Origin of the sequence: Fibrella forsythiae (assembly GCF_017353175.1) — a bacterium.
GTDB classification, from domain to species: Bacteria; Bacteroidota; Bacteroidia; order Cytophagales; family Spirosomataceae; genus Fibrella; species Fibrella forsythiae.
In genome coordinates, this window is sequence record NZ_JAFMYW010000002.1 from 642932 (window position 1) to 661500 (window position 18569).

Below are 18569 nucleotides of genomic sequence, written 5' to 3' on the forward strand. Positions count from 1 at the left end.
CGCAGCGCCTGTCTTTGCACCAACGTGTGGCGGGAAATAATTGTAACGAGTTGTATAAACCCTACTTTTGGGGACTATACTTTTACAATTGCTCAATACAAGCTAATTCATGCAACTACTTTTAAGTGACGCTCTGGATACCATAATTGCCTTTTTAGAGAGATTCACCGCATTTCGTTTTTGGAAAATAAGTACGGCTCTGGCCTGCACTTTATTGAGTATTCTGTTCCATAATCCAGATTACTCGAGCTTCGACCTGAGCAACCCAAAACCAACGGGTTTTGCCGATTACCGGGAGAACTGGAAAGCCATCTATCAACAAAGCCAGCACCCGCTTGTTGCGCATAAACATTCGCCCGGTTCGCACCAGTCCAAAATCGCGTTCCGCCTGGCCCCGCCTCTGATCGGACGGCTGTTTCCGTCAACAGATTATGCCTCTTTCTCGGTCCATCTATTTCTGTTTCAGCACGTATTAGGGCTGCTGTTCTTCTACTTGTTTCTGAGTCTACTCTGTCAGCTAACCGGCATGGATGTTTATGCGCTGTTGCTGACGCTGGGTACTCCGTTTATTTATCTGGGTAACTCGTTCTTCTGGGACACGTTCGGCTGGTTCGACGGCATTGCTTTTTTTGCGATGATGGCCGGTCTCTATGCGCTGATCAAGGGGCATTACTGGCTGCTTTCTCTCTTTCTGACAATTGCTTTCTGGACAGATGAACGGGCCATTGTGGTATCGCCGGTTGTCTTTTTCTGGATGCCCTACGTGCAGAAAGAAACACAGGAATTGAACAGGACCGCCAGTTGGAAGCCACTGGTTCCTTATTACGTTGCTACGGTGCTGGCCTACGTGGTTATTCGGTGGTACATCGGTTCTCAGTTTGGGCTGGCTGTACCCGCTGGTTCCGGCTCATTGCTGGGCGGTAAGGTGCTCCTATACAACACCCAGTCGATTCCGTATTCGTTTGTCAATGCGTTTAGTGGTTATTGGTTGCCCATTCTGCTGGTTATTGGCTGGGCCTGGAAAAACGCCGACAAGCTATATTTCCGCCTGGCCATGCTCTCGATTGCAGCGTCGGTACTGGCTTCGTACTGTGTACTCGACGTGGTCAGGAGCCTGATGTACCTCTTCGTATGGCTGTTGCTGGCGCTGATTATAGTGGCCAGGGTATCAGAGAAGCGCTTTGCCCTTGGTGTTGCCCTGGTTGTGGCTATCACCTCATTTATGGCACCCACGCTGTTCTACATGGGTAAAACGCCCGTCTTGCTCAATAGCTTTTCGGAGATAAAACGCCTGCTGACTCATGCGCCACCGCTCTAACTGCTTGATTGGAAACAAGACAAACAGACCGAAGCCCGACTCGCGATGAGGTCGGGCTTCGGCCGTTTAAGCGCTATCTGACGCATTGCCGGGCCTGACGGCTCAGCGCCCCTGAAACTGAGATAAGGTTGCTTTGGCGGTAGGCCGCTCTTACTTCGTAGCCGAAACTGGTCAACAGCGTGCTGAAATCAGACGGATTTAGGCTGCGTACTAAAGTCGGTTTTTCTGTCGGAGCCCGACTCACTTGGCAGCCGTTCTAGCGCCGAACTTTGTGCCGAAAAAATCGCCTTTGTTCCAAACGGGGCGCTCTGTGGCTTGGGCCGTAAGGTAGCCGATCAGAAATTGCAACTGAACATGTCGGGCCGCCGCATTCCAGTCGAATGGCTGATTCATATCGTCTTGTGGTGTGTGGTAAATAGTGGCCCGCCAGTCGAGGTTAAGTTTGGTGCCGTTGCGGTCGTCGCCGGTGGTGCTGCCGCTTTTGATATAAATGGCCGGGATGCCCTGCCGTACGAAGCTGAAATGATCAGACCGCATAAACACCGACTGTTCGGGAATGGGGTCCTGCGCAATCTGCACGCCCACGAATTTGGCGGCAGCCTCAACCGCCCCTTTCATGCTCGAGTGCTCAGAACCATACGGCACAATGTCGAGCAAGGGGTGGAAGAAGAACGGCATGTCGAGGCAGAGGTTGGCGATAATCTTGTCTTTCGGCACCGTAGGGTTGCTGGCGAAATAATCGGAACCGAGTAGCCCCATTTCTTCCCCCGTCAGCGCCACAAACAGAATAGACCGGCGGGGCTTCTTCGGCAGGGTCGAAAAGAGCCGGGCTGCTTCGAGGTTAATGGCCACCCCCGACGCGTTATCGTGTGCCCCGTTGTTGATCGAATCACCCTTAATGGGTCGGGTAATGCCGAGGTGGTCCAGATGTGAGACGTACACCACATACTCATCTTTCAGCTTCGGGTCTGTGCCGGGCAACAGCCCAACGATGTTTTCGCCCACCAAGCCGTCGGTGATGTCGGTCTGGGTACGTGCCTTCACCGAGATATTGAGCGGAAACGATTGAGGGTTATTCTTATTGGCCGTTAGCCGTGCCTCTTCAAAGGGTTTGTCTGCCTTGTCGAACAGCGAACGCGCCGTCTCGTCGCCCATCGAGGCAATAACTTTTAGTTGCGGGTAGGTACGTTGCGCCTGACCATTGGCGTCAGTCCAGCGGTAGGTGGCCTGCCGGTTGCGTGGTGCGTTCGATTCAATCCGGGCACTAACGTCGGTGGGCAGGCTGAAGGTGATGATGCCTACTGCGCCACGCATAGCGGCCACTTCCTGCTTGGCCGAGTTGGAATAAGCCCGCTGATTGGAAGGGAAGCTCGACGGCGCACCGTTGAAGCAGGCTACGATCTTGCCCCGCACATCAACGCCAGCGTAGTCGTCGTAACCCAGTTCAGGAGCCGACACGCCGAAGCCAACGAATATAACCGGTGCCGAAACATCGCTTGTCGGTGAGTTGTAGTTCGGGCTCAGGAAGAAATTTTTGCCGTACGTAAGCAGCCGTTCTTTACCATCCTGAATCAGGGTCATCGAGCTGGCATCGTCACGTACCTGCGCTTTCCGAAGCGGCACGGCTTGCCGGAAACCACCATGCTGGCCAGCAGGCTTGAAGCCAAGTGCCGTGAACTGCTTCTCTACATATTGCGCCGCCAGTTCAAAACCTGGCGTGCCTGGCTTCCGACCCTGTAGCTTATCGTCGGCCAGGTAACGCATGTGCGCCTCGATGGCTTCGGGCCGAACGCGTTGGGCGGCCTGTTGTGCCTCGGTGGGAACGGGAATAGGTTGTGCTGAAACCGACTGAATTAGTCCGGCGCAAAGGAAGAGGAGAAGGCGCTTCTTCGTCATAAATCGTAACGTACTACCAAGCTTGTTGTGATGTGTTGCACCGGGAATTGGGCAGCCGGCTTATCTAGTACCAAGATAAGGGACATTCAGAGCAAAACGGCCAATAGCACTTCCTGCAACAGTAAATTGATGATCTCAGCATCATCGATACTGCTTCGCGCTATCGAAAAGTACGATTCAGAAAGCAGCATCGATGACGATGAATGGAGCGCTTACGAGTGTTAATCAGGCTTCGCTGGCCGTTGTCAGCTTGCTGATCGTTATGTCATCAAGGGTCAGTTCGGCGGCTTTGGCGATGTCGTGCAGTTGCTCAACACTGGTGGCGCTGGCAATGGGCGCGGTGATCCCCCGGTGCGCCATGAGCCAGGCCAGCGAAACCTGGGCGGGAGTAGCCGAATATTGCTCCGCCACTTCATCAAGCGCTTTCAGGATGCGGAAGCCCTTGTCGTTCAGGTATTTTTTCACGCCCTGTCCCCGTGGACTTTTCGACAGGTCAACTTCCGACCGGTATTTACCCGTTAAGAATCCGCTGGCGAGTGAATAATAGTTGATCACCCCCAGGCCGTATTGGATCACAATCGGCTCATACTGCTGTTCGTACTTCTCCCGATCATACAGGTTGTATTCGGGTTGTAGGCTCTGGTAGGCCGGGTACCCGTGTTTGGCACTGATTTCCATCGATTCCTGCAGCCGCTCGGGTGTGAAGTTCGACGCCCCGATAAACCGCACTTTCCCGGCTTTGATCAACTGACTGAAGCCTTCGAGCGTTTCGTCAATCGGCGTATCCAGATCGTCGTAATGCGATTGATAAAGGTCGATATAATCAGTCTGTAACCGCCGAAGGGAGTCTTCCACGGCTCGTTCCATGTAGGCTTTCGATAGTCCCTTCTTGTCAGGTGCCATTTTGGAGCCAAGCTTCGTAGCCAGCACAATCTGATCCCGTTTACCGGTCTTCTTCAGCCAGTTACCAATAATGGTTTCCGATTCGCCGCCCTGGTTGCCCGGTACCCAGTGCGAATACACATCGGCCGTGTCGATGAGGTTGAAACCGGCATCGACGAAGGCGTCCAGGAGTTGAAATGAGGTGGTTTCATCGGCTGTCCAGCCGAATACGTTACCGCCAAAAGCAAGCGGTGCTACAGACAGCGACGAGCTGCCAATGGTACGTTGTTCCATGAGGTTGTTGTTAACCGGCAGCACAAATCAGCGGGCTGCTCACCGTCAAAACCGGCTGGAACAACGAACAGTTTTAGGAAAATTGACCGAATGTGCCGGGTACGTGTGGCCAATCAGACGTCAGACGCGTTCATCTTCTCCCGCAACTCGACCATAAACTGACGGATTTCGCGGAGCTTATCGATCATCCTGGCGGCGTCGCTTTGGGCCGTTTGTTTTTTGTTCAGGTATTCGCGGGCTCCCTGAAGTTTAAAGCCCCGATTTTCGACCAGATCAAGGATCTCGCGCAGGTGATCGACCTCGGCTTTAGTGTATACCCGATCGCCGGAACGGTTCTTTTTGGGGCTGAGCGTGGGGAATTCCTTCTCGTAATAACGCAGCTTTGAAATGTTCACGTTGAACAGGTCAGCCACTTCCCGAATACTGTAATACCGCTTCTCCCCCGATTCCATAGTGACGCTACGATGTGATTTAAAGGCCGATGTATGCTGCAAATACCAACCCAACGGCGAAAATAACGTAATTTTGCAGGACCTCACTTTAGTTAGTCAGTCCTCTGTCTTCGCGGAACGCCGCCCGGTCTTCTGTTGCGCTGCTAAGGCCAACGGGCTCTGATAAGCAGCGCAACAGAAGACCGGGCGGCATTCCGCGAAGACAGAGGACTAATTAACTCTTTTATTTATGACTTCTCCTGAAATACGCCGCCAGTTTCTGGATTTCTTCCGCTCAAAGCAGCATTTGATTGTCGCTTCGGCGCCGCTCGTTGCCAAAAATGACCCTACCCTGATGTTCAACAACTCAGGGATGGCTCAGTTCAAAGACTTTTTCCTCGGGAACGGAACACCCCCCGCCAGGCGCGTAGCTGATACGCAGAAATGCCTGCGCGTGTCGGGTAAACACAATGATCTTGAGGACGTTGGCTTTGATACGTATCATCACACGATGTTCGAAATGCTGGGCAACTGGTCGTTCGGTGATTACTTCAAAAAAGAAGCGCTCGAGTGGTCGTGGGAGTTGCTGACGCAGGTGTATAAACTGCCGAAAGACCGCATCTACGTATCGGTGTTCCAGGGCGATTCGACAGACGGCGTACCCTTCGACCAGGAATCGTGGGATCTCTGGAAAGGCATTATCGGCGACGAGAACCGCATTATTCTGGGTAACAAAAAGGATAACTTCTGGGAGATGGGCGAAACCGGCCCCTGTGGTCCCTGTTCGGAAATCCATATCGACCTGCGCTCACCCGAGGAAGTTGCCCTGAAATCGGGTAAAGAACTGGTTAACGACGACCACCCGCAGGTGGTCGAGATCTGGAACAACGTATTCATGCAGTTCAACCGGAAGGCCGATGGCTCGCTGGAAGAGCTACCTGCCCGCCACGTCGATACCGGCATGGGTTTCGAGCGGTTGTGCATGGCCATCCAGGGCAAACAGTCGAACTACGATACCGACGTGTTCTCGGGCACGATCAACCTGATCGAGCAACTGTCGGGACGTACCTACACGGGCAAAATGGAGAAGAGCGATGTGGCCATGCGCGTCATTGCCGACCACATCCGGGCCGTGTCGTTCGCCATTGGCGATGGACTGGTGCCGAGCAACGCCAAGGCTGGGTACGTTATCCGCCGTATTCTGCGCCGCGCCATTCGCTATGGGTACTCGTACCTGGGCTTCACCGAGCCGTTTATGACCAAGCTGGTGCCCCTGCTGGCCGATCAGTTTGCCGACGTATTCCCCGAGCTGAAAGCGCAGCAGGATTTCGTGGCCACGGTCATTCGTGAAGAAGAAGTATCGTTTCTGCGCACGCTGGGCACGGGCCTTACCCGCCTCGACCAGATTATTGATCAGCTCGGTGAGGCGAAAACCATCGCTGGCGAAACTGTTTTCGAACTGAACGACACCTTCGGCTTCCCCGCTGACCTTACCGCCCTGATCGCTCGCGAAAAAGGGTTGGAGATCGACGAAGCTGGTTTTCAGAAGGCGTTGCAGGAGCAGAAAGCCCGTTCGCGGAAAGATGCTTCGTCCTCGACCGGCGACTGGATCGAGCTTCAGGATGTTGATAAGATTGAGTTCGTTGGCTACGACGAAACCGAAGCTTATGCCCAGGTGGTGAAATACCGTCGGGTGCAGAACAAGCAGGGAACGCAGGTGCAGGTGGTGCTTGACCGGACTCCGTTCTACGCCGAATCGGGCGGACAGATCGGCGACACAGGTACGCTGGAACTGTTTCAAAGCAACGTACCTAAGGCCACCTTGCGCGTTCTGGACACCCGCAAGGAAAACGACCTCAGCATCCACCTCGTAGCCGACCGTCCCGATATGGATGACCTGCTGCAAACGGCTGATCTGGTGTTTGCCAAAATCGATACGCATCGCCGCGAACTGACCGAAGACAACCACTCGGCCACGCACCTGCTGCACTCGGCCCTGCGCGAAGTATTGGGTACACACGTGGCACAGAAAGGCTCCTACGTTGGGCCCGACGCACTTCGCTTCGACTTTAGCCACTTCGGCAAAATGACCGACGAGGAAATCAGTCGTGTGGAAACAATTGTCAACGAGAAGATCCGCCAGAACATTCAGCTCGACGAAAAACGGAACGTACCCATCGAGCAGGCCAGAGCCTTGGGCGCTACAGCCCTGTTCGGCGAGAAATACGGCGATTTTGTCCGCGTCATCACCTTCGATCCCAGCTATTCGGTTGAACTCTGCGGCGGTACGCACGTACCGGCAACGGGTCAGATCGGCCTGTTCAAATTAACGTCGGAAGGGTCGGTATCAACCGGTATCCGTCGGATCGAAGCCAAAACGTCGGAAGGTGCGCTGGCCTTGTTGAATGAGCAGGAAGCGATTATCAATGAACTGAAAGAACTGCTGAAAGCACCGAAAGACGTGGTGAAAGCCGTGCAGTCGATTCTGGATGAGCGCAACACTCTGCTGAAGAAAGTAGAGGCGCTGGAAAACGAAAAAGTACAGCAGATCAAGGAAGAACTCTTAGGCAAGGTATTGACGGTGAACGGACACTCTATGGTCGTTGAGCGGGTGAACGTACCCAACGCTGATGCGCTGAAACAACTCGCCTACGACCTGAAAGCCAAAGTAGATAACCTCGCCGTGGTGCTGGGCGCTGATATCAATGGCAAACCACAACTCGCCGTAATGTTGCCCGATAGCCTCATCAGCGGTCGTGGGCTCAACGCCGGTCAGGTCGTAAAAGACCTTGCCAAAAACATCAAAGGCGGCGGCGGCGGTCAACCCTTCTTTGCCACCGCCGGTGGCTCCGATGCCTCTGGCCTCGACGCCGCCCTGGCACAAGGCCGCGAGTTGCTTGGGTAAGTTGATCTTTAGCCCCAACGGGGCGGTATGTTAATAGCCAACGTATCCATTCGAGCGTGATAGAGCCCCGTCGGGGCGATATGTTAAGTGGACAAACCTTACATGTCGCTCCGACGGGGCTTTGTCGTTATCAAACGATATTGTGCTATTAACATGCCGCCCCGATGGGGCTTCTGAGTGATAGTCTTCATTATTGTAATGGCTTGATTTCAAACCTATAAGGTGTTCGGAGGCCTTGTAGGTTTGCTCTGCTGATAGCCCTGATAGGTAGAGTTGGTTTGTTACAACTCTTTGTCTGTTAGGTAATTTAGTGCGAAAACAGCAACCGCCATGCGAGCAATACTACGAACGGTTTCCTTACTGATCTGGAGTGTTTTCCTGCCTGGCTGCGGGACTGACTACTCGATTGTGCCCGACAAAGTGCTGCCTGACCAGAAGCCACAACCCGAAAAAGAACCGGAGAAAACGCTGAAGGGCTATCGTATTAAGCGAATTGTGTACGAAGGCAACTGGGCTACAGGAGCTACCACCGAGTTTACGTACGGCAGCAACGGAAAAGTAAATCAGGCTATCTACGTTGGGCATGATGTTGGCCGGGGGGCACCGAAAGGATTGTTCGCCTACAACGCCGGCAACCAGCTTTTAACCTATATCTACCAATATCCGTACGTTGATAGTCAGGGTACGTCGGGTGAGCGCACGGTTTTTAGCTATAATCCTCAGACCAGCGGACCCGGTCAGCCAACGGTTGAGATTCTTTTTGCGCAAACTGATTTCGTGAAGTCGGATGGTACGTATCAGTTACTGAAACATACCACGTCAACACTGGTCAACGGCCTGGTCAGCACGGTACGAACCGAGGCCACCACCGTGGGCTCGGCAGCTACAACCGATCAGTACACCATTGAGTCCGGAAATTTAACGGCCATAAGGGCAGTCAATGGACCAGACCAGATCGAAAACTTCACGTTCGACGATAAACCTAATCCGTTTTTCGGCCTGTTTGGTCCTGATGTTACGCCTGTGCGCCGCTACAGCCGCAACAACGTTACAGAAGCTACGGTCAGGTATTCTAGCGGTAGCGTACGAACGTACACAATCAGTTATACCTACAACGAGCAGGGATTGCCGATCACAGCGCAAATTTCCAATACGTCGTCTCGCCTGCTGTTCGAGTATGAAGCCTACTGAGTGGTTGGCACGTCAGTCAGGCAACGTACTCATAGTTATCAGGCAGGAAGCACAATGACTATTTCTCCAATAAACTGAACGTACCTGACTGAACATCAAAGTTGTACTGCCGGGGAACCCCCGTGGCTAGTTCAACCTGCTCGATGCCTTTGGGGCTGATGCCCTCCAGGCGCATAAGCAACGCCCGGAGACTGTTCCCGTGAGCCACGACTAGCACATCCTCACCGGCTTGTAGATGAGGCAGCATGGCTGATTCAAAATAAGGTACTACCCGATTGTAGGTATCGGCCAGACTCTCGCCGCCGGGCGGTTGGTCGGTGTAGCCGCGTCGCCAGCGGAAAAGCTGTTCGGCTCCGTAGGCGGCGGCCACTTCTTCCTTATTCATGCCCTGCAACTGACCATACATCCGTTCGTTGAGGTTAGCGCTGCGCACGAGGGGCAGATCGGTCTGGCCTGTTTCGCGCAGGATAATCGCCATTGTTTCGATGGCACGTTGCAATACCGACGTAAACCCAATCGTAAAATGATCGGGTTTTAACAGTGTACCTGCCTGAAGCGCTTCGTGGCGACCCAACTCAGTCAGCGGCGTGTCAACGTTGCCGGTGAACCGGTTTTCCAGATTCCACTGCGACTGGCCGTGGCGAACGATAACGAAGAGAGGCATATATGTTCAGCTCTGTGATGGTATCAGTACTACCCCATAACCAGACTAAGTGTTCAGCCGCACAGGTACGTTGCCCAGCCAGTTACACCGAATAGACCCTTCATTGACAGTTCCCGTCGATGAGCAGTAACGCCTGTCGAAGTTGCTCGATAGTTTCTTCTGAAAGTCCGTCGAGGGCGGTTTGTCTGTTTTGGGCAATAATCGGCGAAACGGCCTCTATGAGTTGCTCCCCTTTGGGTGTGATCTGCCGATCAACCCGCCGCCGGTCCTGCTGGCTGGCCGATTGAATGAGCAATTCTTTCTTTACAAGGAGGTTGATGATACGGGCAATCGATGCCTGGTCTTTAAATACGCGCTCACCAATTTCCTGCTGCCCTAGTGTCGGCGACTCCTGAATTACGTTGAGCACCAGCCATTGATCAATAGTAATATCTACACCTGCCCGGTCGATGTTGTTCTGGGCAAACTGCCGGTATCGTTTGATTGTCCGTTCGAGCGTATAGAAAATAACCCTGTTCAGCATGGTGTTCCGGTGGAGTTGAATTGCTTCTGCAAGTTTAACGGGAAATGTGGATCGCGCTCTGTTGCTTGGCGCTTTTGGTTACTTGGCGCTGGTGGTATCTGGCAACCTGGATAGCTACCAGCTCAGGTACGTTCAAGCACCGCTCATCCCGTAAATCGGTCAGTTAAACGCTGTTTGATTGACTGTTCAATGATATGTCATATAATTTTAGCGAAGGAAGCAACACACGCCTATCACGGCAACTCTTTGAGAAGAATACGCTCTCCGATTACGCTCAAACCATTACATGATCTCTCGACGCTATGCATAAACGTCTTCTCTTTTCTATACTGACCAGTTTCCTCGCTCTGGTCAAGTTAACCGGTAACGCCCAGGTTCAGGGGGGTGTAAAAACGGAGAACGGCCAACCTATTGAGGTGGCGACCGTGACGCTACACCGCGCCGCCGATTCGGTGGTTGTGAAAGCCGAGTTCTCAGATGCGACCGGGCAGTTTCAGTTTCCGCTCCCAAAAGCCGGTCAGTACCGGGTGTCGGCGTCGCAGGTGGGATATGAACGTACTTGGTCGGGCGTTATCATGGTGGCATCTGAGGGGGTTGCGCTACCTGTGCTGGTGCTGAAACCAAGCCAGGGAACCACGCTGAACGAGGTGAAAATTATTGGTCAGAAACCACTGTACGAACGGCTGGCCGACCGGACCGTCGTTAATGTAGAAGGCAGTACGCTGGCGGCTGGTAACACGTCGCTCGATGTACTGTCGCGGTCGCCGGGCGTTACCATCGACAATAACGATAACCTGGCCCTGCGCGGGCGGCAGAACGTGCTGGTCCTCATTGATGGCCGGCGGCAACCGATGACCGGTACTGAACTGGCCGACTACCTGCGCAATCTGCCCGCCGACCAACTGAAAAGCGTTGAGCTGATTACCAATCCACCCGCCAAATACGATGCGCAGGGTACGGCAGGCATTATTTCGATCAACCTCCGGAAAGATCAGCGGCTTGGCACCAACGGAACGCTCCAGGCCAGTTACGGCCGCAGCCAGTATGATAAGTATACGGCTGGTGTAACGCTCAACAACCGGCGGAAACTAGCTTCTGGTGCCTCGCTAAATTTGTTTGGTTCATACACCTACGCCAACCGGGATGGGGTTGCCCTGCTGGATATTCACCGTGATTTCTATTCGTTGGGGGCAAACCGCACGCAACTTTTTACGGGTAGCAGCAACCAGAGCAACCGGGTGCTGGTGAAGTCACTGTCGCATACTGCGCGGGCCGGGCTGGACTACACCCCCTCGAAACGGACGGTGCTGGGCGTTGTTGTCAGCGGACAGAAGAGCCGCACGCCGAATCAGTTGGGGCTGAACCAGACAAGCCTGTATGACGCCAATGGCCGCATTACCGATACGTATGATGCGCGGAACGTGCGCAACTTCGTATCGCCGAACGGAGCCATTAACCTGAACCTGAAACATACGTTCGCCGATTCGGCCAACAGCCCGGAACTGACCGCCGATGCCGATTATGCCCAGTATAAGACAAGCCGGTTGCAGGAATTGAGTACGGTTTATCAGTTGACCGGCCGTTCAGGTACGTTGCTCATCGGTGATCAGCAGGGCGATTTGAGCATTTTATCTGCTAAAGCCGATTACCTGCATCCGCTACCGCATCAGGCGCGCCTCGAAGCCGGGGCCAAGTTCAGCCGGGTCTCGTCGGATAACGACGTGGTGTTCCGCCTGACAGAAGGATCGCTGACAACCATTGACCCGAACCGGACAAACCGATTCCGGTACGACGAAACGATTCTGGCCGGGTACGTTAACTGGAACCGGTCTTTCGCCAAAACGAACCTGCAACTGGGCTTACGAGCCGAACAGACCCTGGCACGCGGCGTACAGTCGGTGGGTAATAACAGTTTTACCCGGCAGTATGGTCAGCTGTTTCCAAGCGCCGCCATCAAGCAGACGCTCAGCAAGAATCACGAACTGAACCTGACGCTGAGCCGCCGAATTAATCGTCCGTCATACAGTCAGCTCAACCCGTTCCGGACCATCATCGACCCAACAACGTCGGGTGCCGGTAACCCGAACTTACGTCCCGAAACCAGTTATAATCTTGAGTTGACCCATACCTTCAAAGGCACGTTCAGCACCGGAATCAGCTATAGCCGCACCACTTCACCGATGATCGGCGTGGTGCAGCCCGAAACGGATTCGACGGTTATTTCCACCAGCGTCAACCTCGACCGGCAGGATTACTTCGCGCTCACATTGGTCGCTCCCGTGCAACCCGCCAAAGGGTGGCAGATCTACAACAACGTGGTGGTGTATTATGCGCGCTTTGTGGGTAATCTGGCAGGAACGGCGCTCGATAAAGGACGCCCGGCGTTTAACATCAGCAGCAACCACACGTTTACGTTCGGCAAAGGCTGGTCGGGTGAACTGAATGGGTCCTTACAGTCGGGCGAGCAGTATGGCTTTTTGCGGGTGCAGCCCAATGGACAGGTTACGATTGGCCTACAGAAGGCCGTTTGGGACCGGAAAGGCACCTTCCGCCTGACTATGTCGGATCTATTCTATACCCGAACAGTAACGGCGGTGTCGTTGTATGATAATTACGTGGAGCGGTTCTACCAGCGCCAGGACTCCCGCGCGGCAACACTGTCGTTCTCGTACCGGTTTGGCAACGATAAAGTAGCACCTACCCGCCGACGAACAGGCGGAGCCGAAGACGAGAAGCGCCGAGCGGGATAATGGAATGTCATCAGGTGGTTATTCACGATCACTAGGTATCCGCCGACTGTCGGCAACGAATGGCCGTGAACAACCACTTGATAATTAATTAATTACGTGTAGCAACTGCTGTTTTCTCTTTCGCCGCCACCCGCCAGATACGGTTGCCCGAATCGTCGGTGACGAGCAGGGAGCCATCAGGCATAGTGAACGTACCTACGGGCCGACCGTGTACATCCTGGCCGTCGTTTTTAGCAATGAAGCCCGTCAGAAAGTCTTCAGGCTTGCCAGGCTTACCGTTTGTAAACGGGACAAAAACGACTTTGTAACCCGATAGCTCAGAGCGGTTCCAGGATCCGTGCTGGCCAATGAATGCGCCGTTCTGATACTTAGCCGGAAAGGCTTTCCCGTCGTAAAAAGCAAGTCCCAGTGAAGCCGTGTGAGCACCCAGCGGAACATCGGGTACAATGGCTTTCTTCACCAACTCGGGGTTCTCTCCGGCGCGGCGTGGATCTTCAACTTGTCCGTAATAGCTATAGGGCCAGCCGTAGAAACCGCCTTCCTGCACGCTGGTCATATAATCGGGAACGAGACCGTCGCCAAGCTCATCGCGTTCATTGACAGCGGCGTACAGTTTGTTGGTGCCGGGCTGCCAGTCAATACCAACCGGGTTACGCAGCCCACTGGCATAAACGCGTTCGCCGGTGCCATCAGGGTTGATTTCCAGAATATTGGCGCGGCGAACTTCATTATCAATTCCGTGTTCGGCTACGTTACTGCCCGACCCGACAGAGACGTAGATTTTTTTGCCATCGGGGCCTGCCAGCAGGTTGCGGGTCCAGTGGTTGTTGTAGCCGCCAGCCGGTAATTTCAGGATGGTGTCGGGCTTGCTGGTCATTTTTGTTTCGCCAGCTTTGTACGGAAAACGCAACAGCGCGTCGGTATTGGCCACGTAGAAATGGTCGCCCAGTACCAGCATGCCGAAGGGTTGGTTCAGGCCCGTCAGAAATACTGACCGCTGATCGGGTTTGCCATCGCCGTTGGTGTCGCGTAGTAGCGTAACCCGGTTAGCGCTTTCGTCGAACCGTTGCGAATCTGCCTGGCCCGATACCTTGGCTACGGTTTTCTTAACGCCCGATTTCTCTGTATTCGACTCAGACACAAACACATCGCCGTTGGGGGCTACATACGCCCAGCGAGGGTTCACGAGGTCACGGGCATATTCGGTCACCACAAACCCTTCTGGCGCGGTGGGCATCTGGCCGTCTGCCCAGCCGATTACCTTGCTGAATTTAGTGGCCGATTTGCTGGCGTAAGGCGCGGGCAGATCGAGCGGCCCAATGGCGGTTTCAACCTGTGCGGCTTTTCCTTCTGATTTCTTTTCTTTTGAACAACTCGCCAGTAACAGGCTGCCGGACAGAAGAACAGTGGAGATTCGTAGAAACATGATTCGTTGAGTGATTACAGTATAGACCAGTAACTGAGCTGGTCCTGTTTATAACTGACTGTACTGCAATTTGGTTACTCACAAACCGGAGGCGTACCTTTCGATCATGACAGTAAATCCTCTTTTCATGCGCCGTGCGCTCGAACTGGCTCAGCATGGGCGGGGTAGTGTTAGCCCCAACCCGATGGTTGGCTGTGTGATTGTGCATGACCTGGGCAACGTACCTACGGGGCGAATGCTGGGCGAAGGCTGGCACAGACAGTATGGCGGGCCGCACGCCGAAGTGAACGCCATTCGGGCGGTGTCTGATGCTGATGAAACTCTTTTGCCCGAATCGACCGCTTACGTTACGCTTGAACCCTGCTCGCACTACGGCAAAACACCACCCTGTGCCGATCTGCTCATTGCAAAAAAAATAGGGCGGGTTGTATGCTGTAACGATGACCCCAATCCGCTGGTGTCGGGTCAGGGTTTTGCCAAACTTCGTGCTGCCGGTATCGATGTCATTACCGGCCTATTGGCTGAGGAGGGTCGCCGCCTAAATGCCCGATTCTTCACGTTTTTTGAGCAGAAACGGCCGCATATCATCCTGAAATGGGCCGAAACGGCCGATGGGTTCATTGGCGGGGTTGGGGCCAAACCAGTTGCCATTAGTGGCCCATTGGCTAGTCGGCTGGTGCATCGCTGGCGCAGTGAGGAAGACGCCATTCTGGTTGGTACCACCACCGCCCGAAACGACAACCCCCGCCTGAACGTGCGCCACTGGCCGGGTACGTCGCCCATGCGTATTGTACTCGACCGATCGTTGACATTACCCAAAAATCTGCACCTCTTCGATGGTTCACAACCAACGCGGGTATACCATAAACCGGCCGTTGCTTCACCTGGTGATGGGCCTAACCCAAACCTCATCTACGTACCAGCTGATTCGCTGGAAACGCTGCTGACAGATCTTCACCGGCAGCGCATTCAGTCGGTACTGGTCGAAGGCGGCGCGCAAACACTGACCTCGTTTCTTGAAGCAGGACTATGGGATGAAATACGCCTTTTCCGTAGCCCTAACTCATTGTATGATGGCGTCCGTGCGCCGCAGGTACGTGGTAAGCTTGCCGATCAGCAGCAGGTTGACGAGGATCTGTTGCTGGTGTATCGGCAATGAATGGTGGACTAGTTTCGCGCTGCAACCTGCAGCGCGAAACTACAAACGAACAAAAGAACGCTACGCCAACGCGTTACCATCTACCCATACGCCTTGCTGCACCAATCCTTTATCAAGCCGGACCAGGTTGGCAACGTACCCAGGTGAAATGCATCCGATCTGATCGCCCAGGCCGATGACGTTGGCGGGTGTGACGGTTGCCATGCGTAGGGCATCGGTAAGCGGCAGGCCTACTTCCTGCACGCAGAACCGAACGCAGTCGAGGACGGTGATGGCTGTTCCTGCCAGCGTTCCCTGCTCATTTACGTACCTGCCGTGCAGCGGCGAGCCCGGTTCACCGCTGCCGGGTTCAAAGTGAACGACGAATGTTTCGAGCGCAAAATTGGCGCGGGGCGGATTAGCAAACAGGGCGTCGGAGATCAGAAACAGTCGGTCAGGACCAAGCTGGCGATGGGCCATCCGGATGGCCGCCGGGGCGCAGTGATAACCGTCGGTAACGATGCTGCTGATGACCGTCGGGTGATCGAAAATAGCGCCCACCGTGCCGGGTTCGCGGCTTTCGAAACCCCGCATTGCATTGTACAGATGGGTGGCCAGCAGAAAGCGATCGGTGTCGGAACCATCGCCAAAGGCGGCCATTGCCTGCTGGTAGGTGGCGTTGCTATGCCCCAGCGAGAGCAACGTACCCGACGCTTTAGCCAGGCCGTACAGCAACGTCAGTTGATCCGGCGACAGCATTTCGGGAGCCAGCGTCAGAATGCTGATGGCGTCGGCATGGTGGCTAAACAGCGTCTCCAGTTCGCCTTCGGCCGGAACCCGTACGTACTTGGCCCGGTGTGCTCCCTTTTTTATGGGGTTGAAATAAGGGCCTTCGAGGTGAATGCCAGGTACGTTCAGGGGCATTTCGTCGCGCACAACACGCACCGCCGACGTGGCTTGCTGCATCTCGGCCAGGTGCGTCGAATGTAGGGTTGGCAACAGGGTTGTGGTGCCGTTCAGGGCGTGGCTCTTCCAGATGTGTCGCACCGTTTCGGGTGTTGGCTCGGCGTTCAGGAACTCCGTTGCTCCGCCATACAATTGCAGGTCAATCAGGCCCGGAACCAGGTAATCGCCCTGTAGGTCAAGGATGTCGATACCATCTCCTGTGGCTAAGTCAGGCCCAATGGCTTTGATATGGCCCTCTTCGACGAGGACACTGGTGTTGGGTAGAAACGAATCGCCGGTGAAGACGGTGGCGTTAATGAATAGCATAGCGACTCGTTTATTGTTGAACAGATGTCAGGATGGCTGGACCAGCCATTAAGCTGCCAAATTGTTGTTTAAACGCATCCATATGCGGCATAGCGGCGTGGGCGGCCAGTCCGGCTTCATTGTCCCACAGCTCGTGCATGATGAGCTGATCCGGGTTTTCCATGCTGACGTATAGTTCGTACAGTTGGCAGGCGGCTTCGGCACGTACCTGTGGAATCAGATCCAGGAAAGCAGCTTTGAGTTCTTCGCCTAAACCCGGTTTGGCGGTAATGGTAGCAAATACGAGGAGAGACATCTTTTTGATTTTTCTGTTTACAGTTTGCAGTTTTCTGTTACGCCGCTAGCCTATTATTACTTGCCTAAGCAACGTAACAGAAGACTGTAAACTGTAAAACAGAAAACTGAATTTCTACCCCTGCCAGATAGACCAGGCTTTTTCGGCCTGTAGCACCAACATCTGGTAACCGTTCATGACGGCGGCACCCTGTGCTTTGCCAAGGCGCATAAACTCAGTTTCGGCGGGGTTGTACACCAGGTCGTAGAGCCAGTGCTCACTCGTCAACTGATTGTAAGGCAGGTCGGGGGCCGCATTTATGTTGGGATACGTACCCACCGGCGAACAATTGACAAGCAACTGATAATCAGCAATGACGCTGGGTATGTCGGCGTACGTGAGGCCGTCGGTAGCAGGCGTTCGCGACACCATTTTATGACTGATACCCAGATCAGTAAGCGCCGCTACTACGGCCTTCGAAGCACCGCCTGTACCGAGCACCAGCGCGTTGGCGGGCAGAATGGATAACACGTCGGGGTCGTCTGACTGCTCGCGGACGGTATCGCCAACCCATTCGGTGAGCGATTGCCGGAAGCCGTAATAATCGGAATTGAACCCTGTTTTGGTTCCATCGGCCTCCAGGCGAATGACATTCACGGCGCCAACTTTTTGGGCCGATGCATCCAGACGATCCAGAAAAGGCAGCACATTGGTTTTGTGGGGGATGGTCACGTTCAGGCCGCGAAGGCCGGGGAGCCGCAGCAACTCTGGTAATTCTGCCTGAATATCAGGCATATCGAACAAATCGTAGCGGGCATTTGTAATACCTTCGCGGGCAAACTTCTCCGTAAAATACGTTTGGGAAAACGAATGAGTGAGCGGATGCCCGATGAGTCCGTAGCGTGTCATGCCTGCAAAGGTAATGGCAATAGCGAATGACCGGCCTGTCAAAGGTGTTTGTTCGATTGCCTCTGACGGTGTATCTTTAATAAACCATTCGGCCTGCTGGTGGCCTGTTAATAACCACGCTTATTTTACGTGTATTGTATCGTCGACGTTGAAACGACCGGGGGCGTGAAAGGCCCCTCTCGCCTTACAGAAATTGCCCTGATTCGTCACGACGGGCACCGAATCGTCGACGAGTATCAGACGCTGCTCAACCCGGGCCATCCTATTCCGCCGTTTATTAGCCAGTTAACCCGCATCACCGACGAGATGGTGGCCGATGCCCCGACCTTCGATCAGGTCGCCGACCGGGTGCACGAGATCACCGAAGGCGCCATTTTCGTGGCCCATAACGTGCTGTTCGATTTTGGTTTCCTGCAGAAAGAAATGAACTGGGTCGATCGGGAGTTTCTGCGTCGTACACTTTGTACGGTGCGGTTGAGCCGTAAAATCCTGCCCGGACATCCATCCTACAGCCTTGGCAAATTGTGCCGCTCGCTCGATATTCCGCTGCAAGGCCGTCATCGCGCCTATGGCGATGCTGCCGCTACGGTCAAGCTGTTTGAGATGCTGCTTCGTAATGACCGCCACGGGCACATTCCCCGCCCGAAACCGGCGATGATTTTATAAGTTTACTGTTTTTAGTTTACTGTCTTCTGT

15 protein-coding genes are annotated in these 18569 nt (G+C 54.2%); 6 read left to right on the forward strand and 9 right to left on the reverse strand.

Annotated features, from left to right (window positions below; all coding sequences use genetic code 11):
- Positions 1 to 214: 214 nt before the first annotated feature.
- Entirely contained in the window at positions 215 to 1318 is a 1104-nt protein-coding gene (locus tag J2I46_RS08700) for a hypothetical protein (RefSeq protein WP_207328611.1), read from the forward strand.
- Positions 1319 to 1558: 240 nt separating this feature from the next.
- Here the strand turns inward: J2I46_RS08700 and J2I46_RS08705 are convergent, their stop codons facing one another.
- The 3 genes from J2I46_RS08705 to J2I46_RS08715 all read right to left on the reverse strand — a co-directional run bounded on the left by J2I46_RS08705 (position 1559) and on the right by J2I46_RS08715 (position 4842).
- Positions 1559 to 3214: a M28 family metallopeptidase gene (locus tag J2I46_RS08705; RefSeq protein ID WP_207328612.1), complete on the reverse strand. Its 1656-nt coding sequence runs from the start codon at positions 3212 to 3214 to the stop codon at positions 1559 to 1561.
- Between the two features lie 225 nt (positions 3215 to 3439).
- Entirely contained in the window at positions 3440 to 4390 is a 951-nt protein-coding gene (locus tag J2I46_RS08710) for an aldo/keto reductase (RefSeq protein WP_207328613.1), read from the reverse strand.
- Between the two features lie 113 nt (positions 4391 to 4503).
- The gene (locus tag J2I46_RS08715; protein ID WP_207328614.1) at positions 4504 to 4842 is read right to left on the reverse strand and encodes a MerR family transcriptional regulator; all 339 of its coding nucleotides are present in this window, start codon (positions 4840 to 4842) and stop codon (positions 4504 to 4506) included.
- A gap of 229 nt (positions 4843 to 5071) precedes the next feature.
- Between J2I46_RS08715 and alaS the strand changes: the two genes are divergently transcribed.
- Together alaS and J2I46_RS08725 are read left to right on the forward strand one after the other, a co-directional pair.
- Positions 5072 to 7726 carry an alanine--tRNA ligase gene (alaS, locus tag J2I46_RS08720; protein ID WP_207328615.1) on the forward strand — a complete coding sequence of 885 codons (2655 nt, stop codon included), beginning with the start codon at positions 5072 to 5074 and terminating at the stop codon, positions 7724 to 7726.
- Positions 7727 to 8056: 330 nt separating this feature from the next.
- Positions 8057 to 8917 carry a hypothetical protein gene (locus J2I46_RS08725; RefSeq protein WP_207328616.1) on the forward strand — a complete coding sequence of 287 codons (861 nt, stop codon included), beginning with the start codon at positions 8057 to 8059 and terminating at the stop codon, positions 8915 to 8917.
- Between the two features lie 58 nt (positions 8918 to 8975).
- Here J2I46_RS08725 and J2I46_RS08730 read toward each other — a convergent pair whose 3' ends face one another.
- Positions 8976 to 9581, reverse strand: coding sequence for a 2,3-bisphosphoglycerate-dependent phosphoglycerate mutase (locus J2I46_RS08730; RefSeq protein ID WP_207328617.1), 606 nt, complete (start codon positions 9579 to 9581; stop codon positions 8976 to 8978).
- Positions 9582 to 9681: 100 nt separating this feature from the next.
- On the reverse strand, positions 9682 to 10104 hold the full coding sequence (locus J2I46_RS08735; protein WP_207328618.1) for a MarR family winged helix-turn-helix transcriptional regulator: 423 nt from the start codon (positions 10102 to 10104) through the stop codon (positions 9682 to 9684).
- A gap of 302 nt (positions 10105 to 10406) precedes the next feature.
- On the opposite strand from J2I46_RS08735, the gene J2I46_RS08740 reads away from it, so the two are divergent.
- Positions 10407 to 12854 (forward strand): TonB-dependent receptor domain-containing protein, encoded by a 2448-nt coding sequence (locus J2I46_RS08740; RefSeq protein ID WP_207328619.1) that lies wholly within the window; start codon positions 10407 to 10409, stop codon positions 12852 to 12854.
- An 88-nt stretch (positions 12855 to 12942) separates the two neighbouring features.
- Here the strand turns inward: J2I46_RS08740 and J2I46_RS08745 are convergent, their stop codons facing one another.
- Positions 12943 to 14280, reverse strand: a complete 1338-nt coding sequence (locus tag J2I46_RS08745; protein WP_207328620.1) for a PQQ-dependent sugar dehydrogenase — start codon at positions 14278 to 14280, stop codon at positions 12943 to 12945.
- Positions 14281 to 14407: 127 nt separating this feature from the next.
- Here J2I46_RS08745 and ribD point away from each other — a divergent pair, with 127 nt between their 5' ends.
- Positions 14408 to 15439, forward strand: a complete 1032-nt coding sequence (gene ribD, locus J2I46_RS08750) for a bifunctional diaminohydroxyphosphoribosylaminopyrimidine deaminase/5-amino-6-(5-phosphoribosylamino)uracil reductase RibD (protein ID WP_207328621.1) — start codon at positions 14408 to 14410, stop codon at positions 15437 to 15439.
- A gap of 60 nt (positions 15440 to 15499) precedes the next feature.
- Here the strand turns inward: ribD and nagA are convergent, their stop codons facing one another.
- From nagA to J2I46_RS08765, 3 genes are all read right to left on the reverse strand, one after another.
- Positions 15500 to 16690, reverse strand: coding sequence for an N-acetylglucosamine-6-phosphate deacetylase (nagA, locus tag J2I46_RS08755; protein WP_207328622.1), 1191 nt, complete (start codon positions 16688 to 16690; stop codon positions 15500 to 15502).
- Between the two features lie 10 nt (positions 16691 to 16700).
- Entirely contained in the window at positions 16701 to 16985 is a 285-nt protein-coding gene (locus J2I46_RS08760) for a putative quinol monooxygenase (RefSeq protein ID WP_207328623.1), read from the reverse strand.
- Between the two features lie 114 nt (positions 16986 to 17099).
- A complete protein-coding gene (locus tag J2I46_RS08765) occupies positions 17100 to 17873 on the reverse strand; it encodes a shikimate dehydrogenase family protein (protein WP_207328624.1) in 774 nt (257 codons plus the stop codon).
- A gap of 129 nt (positions 17874 to 18002) precedes the next feature.
- On the opposite strand from J2I46_RS08765, the gene J2I46_RS08770 reads away from it, so the two are divergent.
- Positions 18003 to 18539, forward strand: a complete 537-nt coding sequence (locus J2I46_RS08770; protein WP_207328625.1) for a 3'-5' exonuclease — start codon at positions 18003 to 18005, stop codon at positions 18537 to 18539.
- The last annotated feature ends 30 nt before the right edge of the window (positions 18540 to 18569 follow it).

Excerpts from the sequence above, each read along its gene's own strand:
- J2I46_RS08705 (WP_207328612.1), bottom strand. The coding sequence starts at position 3,214 with ATGACGAAGAAGCGCCTTCTCCTCTTCCTTTGCGCCGGACTAATTCAG.
- J2I46_RS08710 (WP_207328613.1), bottom strand. The coding sequence starts at position 4,390 with ATGGAACAACGTACCATTGGCAGCTCGTCGCTGTCTGTAGCACCGCTT.
- J2I46_RS08715 (WP_207328614.1), bottom strand. The coding sequence starts at position 4,842 with ATGGAATCGGGGGAGAAGCGGTATTACAGTATTCGGGAAGTGGCTGAC.
- alaS (WP_207328615.1), top strand. The coding sequence starts at position 5,072 with ATGACTTCTCCTGAAATACGCCGCCAGTTTCTGGATTTCTTCCGCTCA.
- J2I46_RS08725 (WP_207328616.1), top strand. The coding sequence starts at position 8,057 with ATGCGAGCAATACTACGAACGGTTTCCTTACTGATCTGGAGTGTTTTC.
- J2I46_RS08730 (WP_207328617.1), bottom strand. The coding sequence starts at position 9,581 with ATGCCTCTCTTCGTTATCGTTCGCCACGGCCAGTCGCAGTGGAATCTG.
- J2I46_RS08735 (WP_207328618.1), bottom strand. The coding sequence starts at position 10,104 with ATGCTGAACAGGGTTATTTTCTATACGCTCGAACGGACAATCAAACGA.
- J2I46_RS08740 (WP_207328619.1), top strand. The coding sequence starts at position 10,407 with ATGCATAAACGTCTTCTCTTTTCTATACTGACCAGTTTCCTCGCTCTG.
- J2I46_RS08745 (WP_207328620.1), bottom strand. The coding sequence starts at position 14,280 with ATGTTTCTACGAATCTCCACTGTTCTTCTGTCCGGCAGCCTGTTACTG.
- ribD (WP_207328621.1), top strand. The coding sequence starts at position 14,408 with ATGCGCCGTGCGCTCGAACTGGCTCAGCATGGGCGGGGTAGTGTTAGC.
- nagA (WP_207328622.1), bottom strand. The coding sequence starts at position 16,690 with ATGCTATTCATTAACGCCACCGTCTTCACCGGCGATTCGTTTCTACCC.
- J2I46_RS08760 (WP_207328623.1), bottom strand. The coding sequence starts at position 16,985 with ATGTCTCTCCTCGTATTTGCTACCATTACCGCCAAACCGGGTTTAGGC.
- J2I46_RS08765 (WP_207328624.1), bottom strand. The coding sequence starts at position 17,873 with ATGACACGCTACGGACTCATCGGGCATCCGCTCACTCATTCGTTTTCC.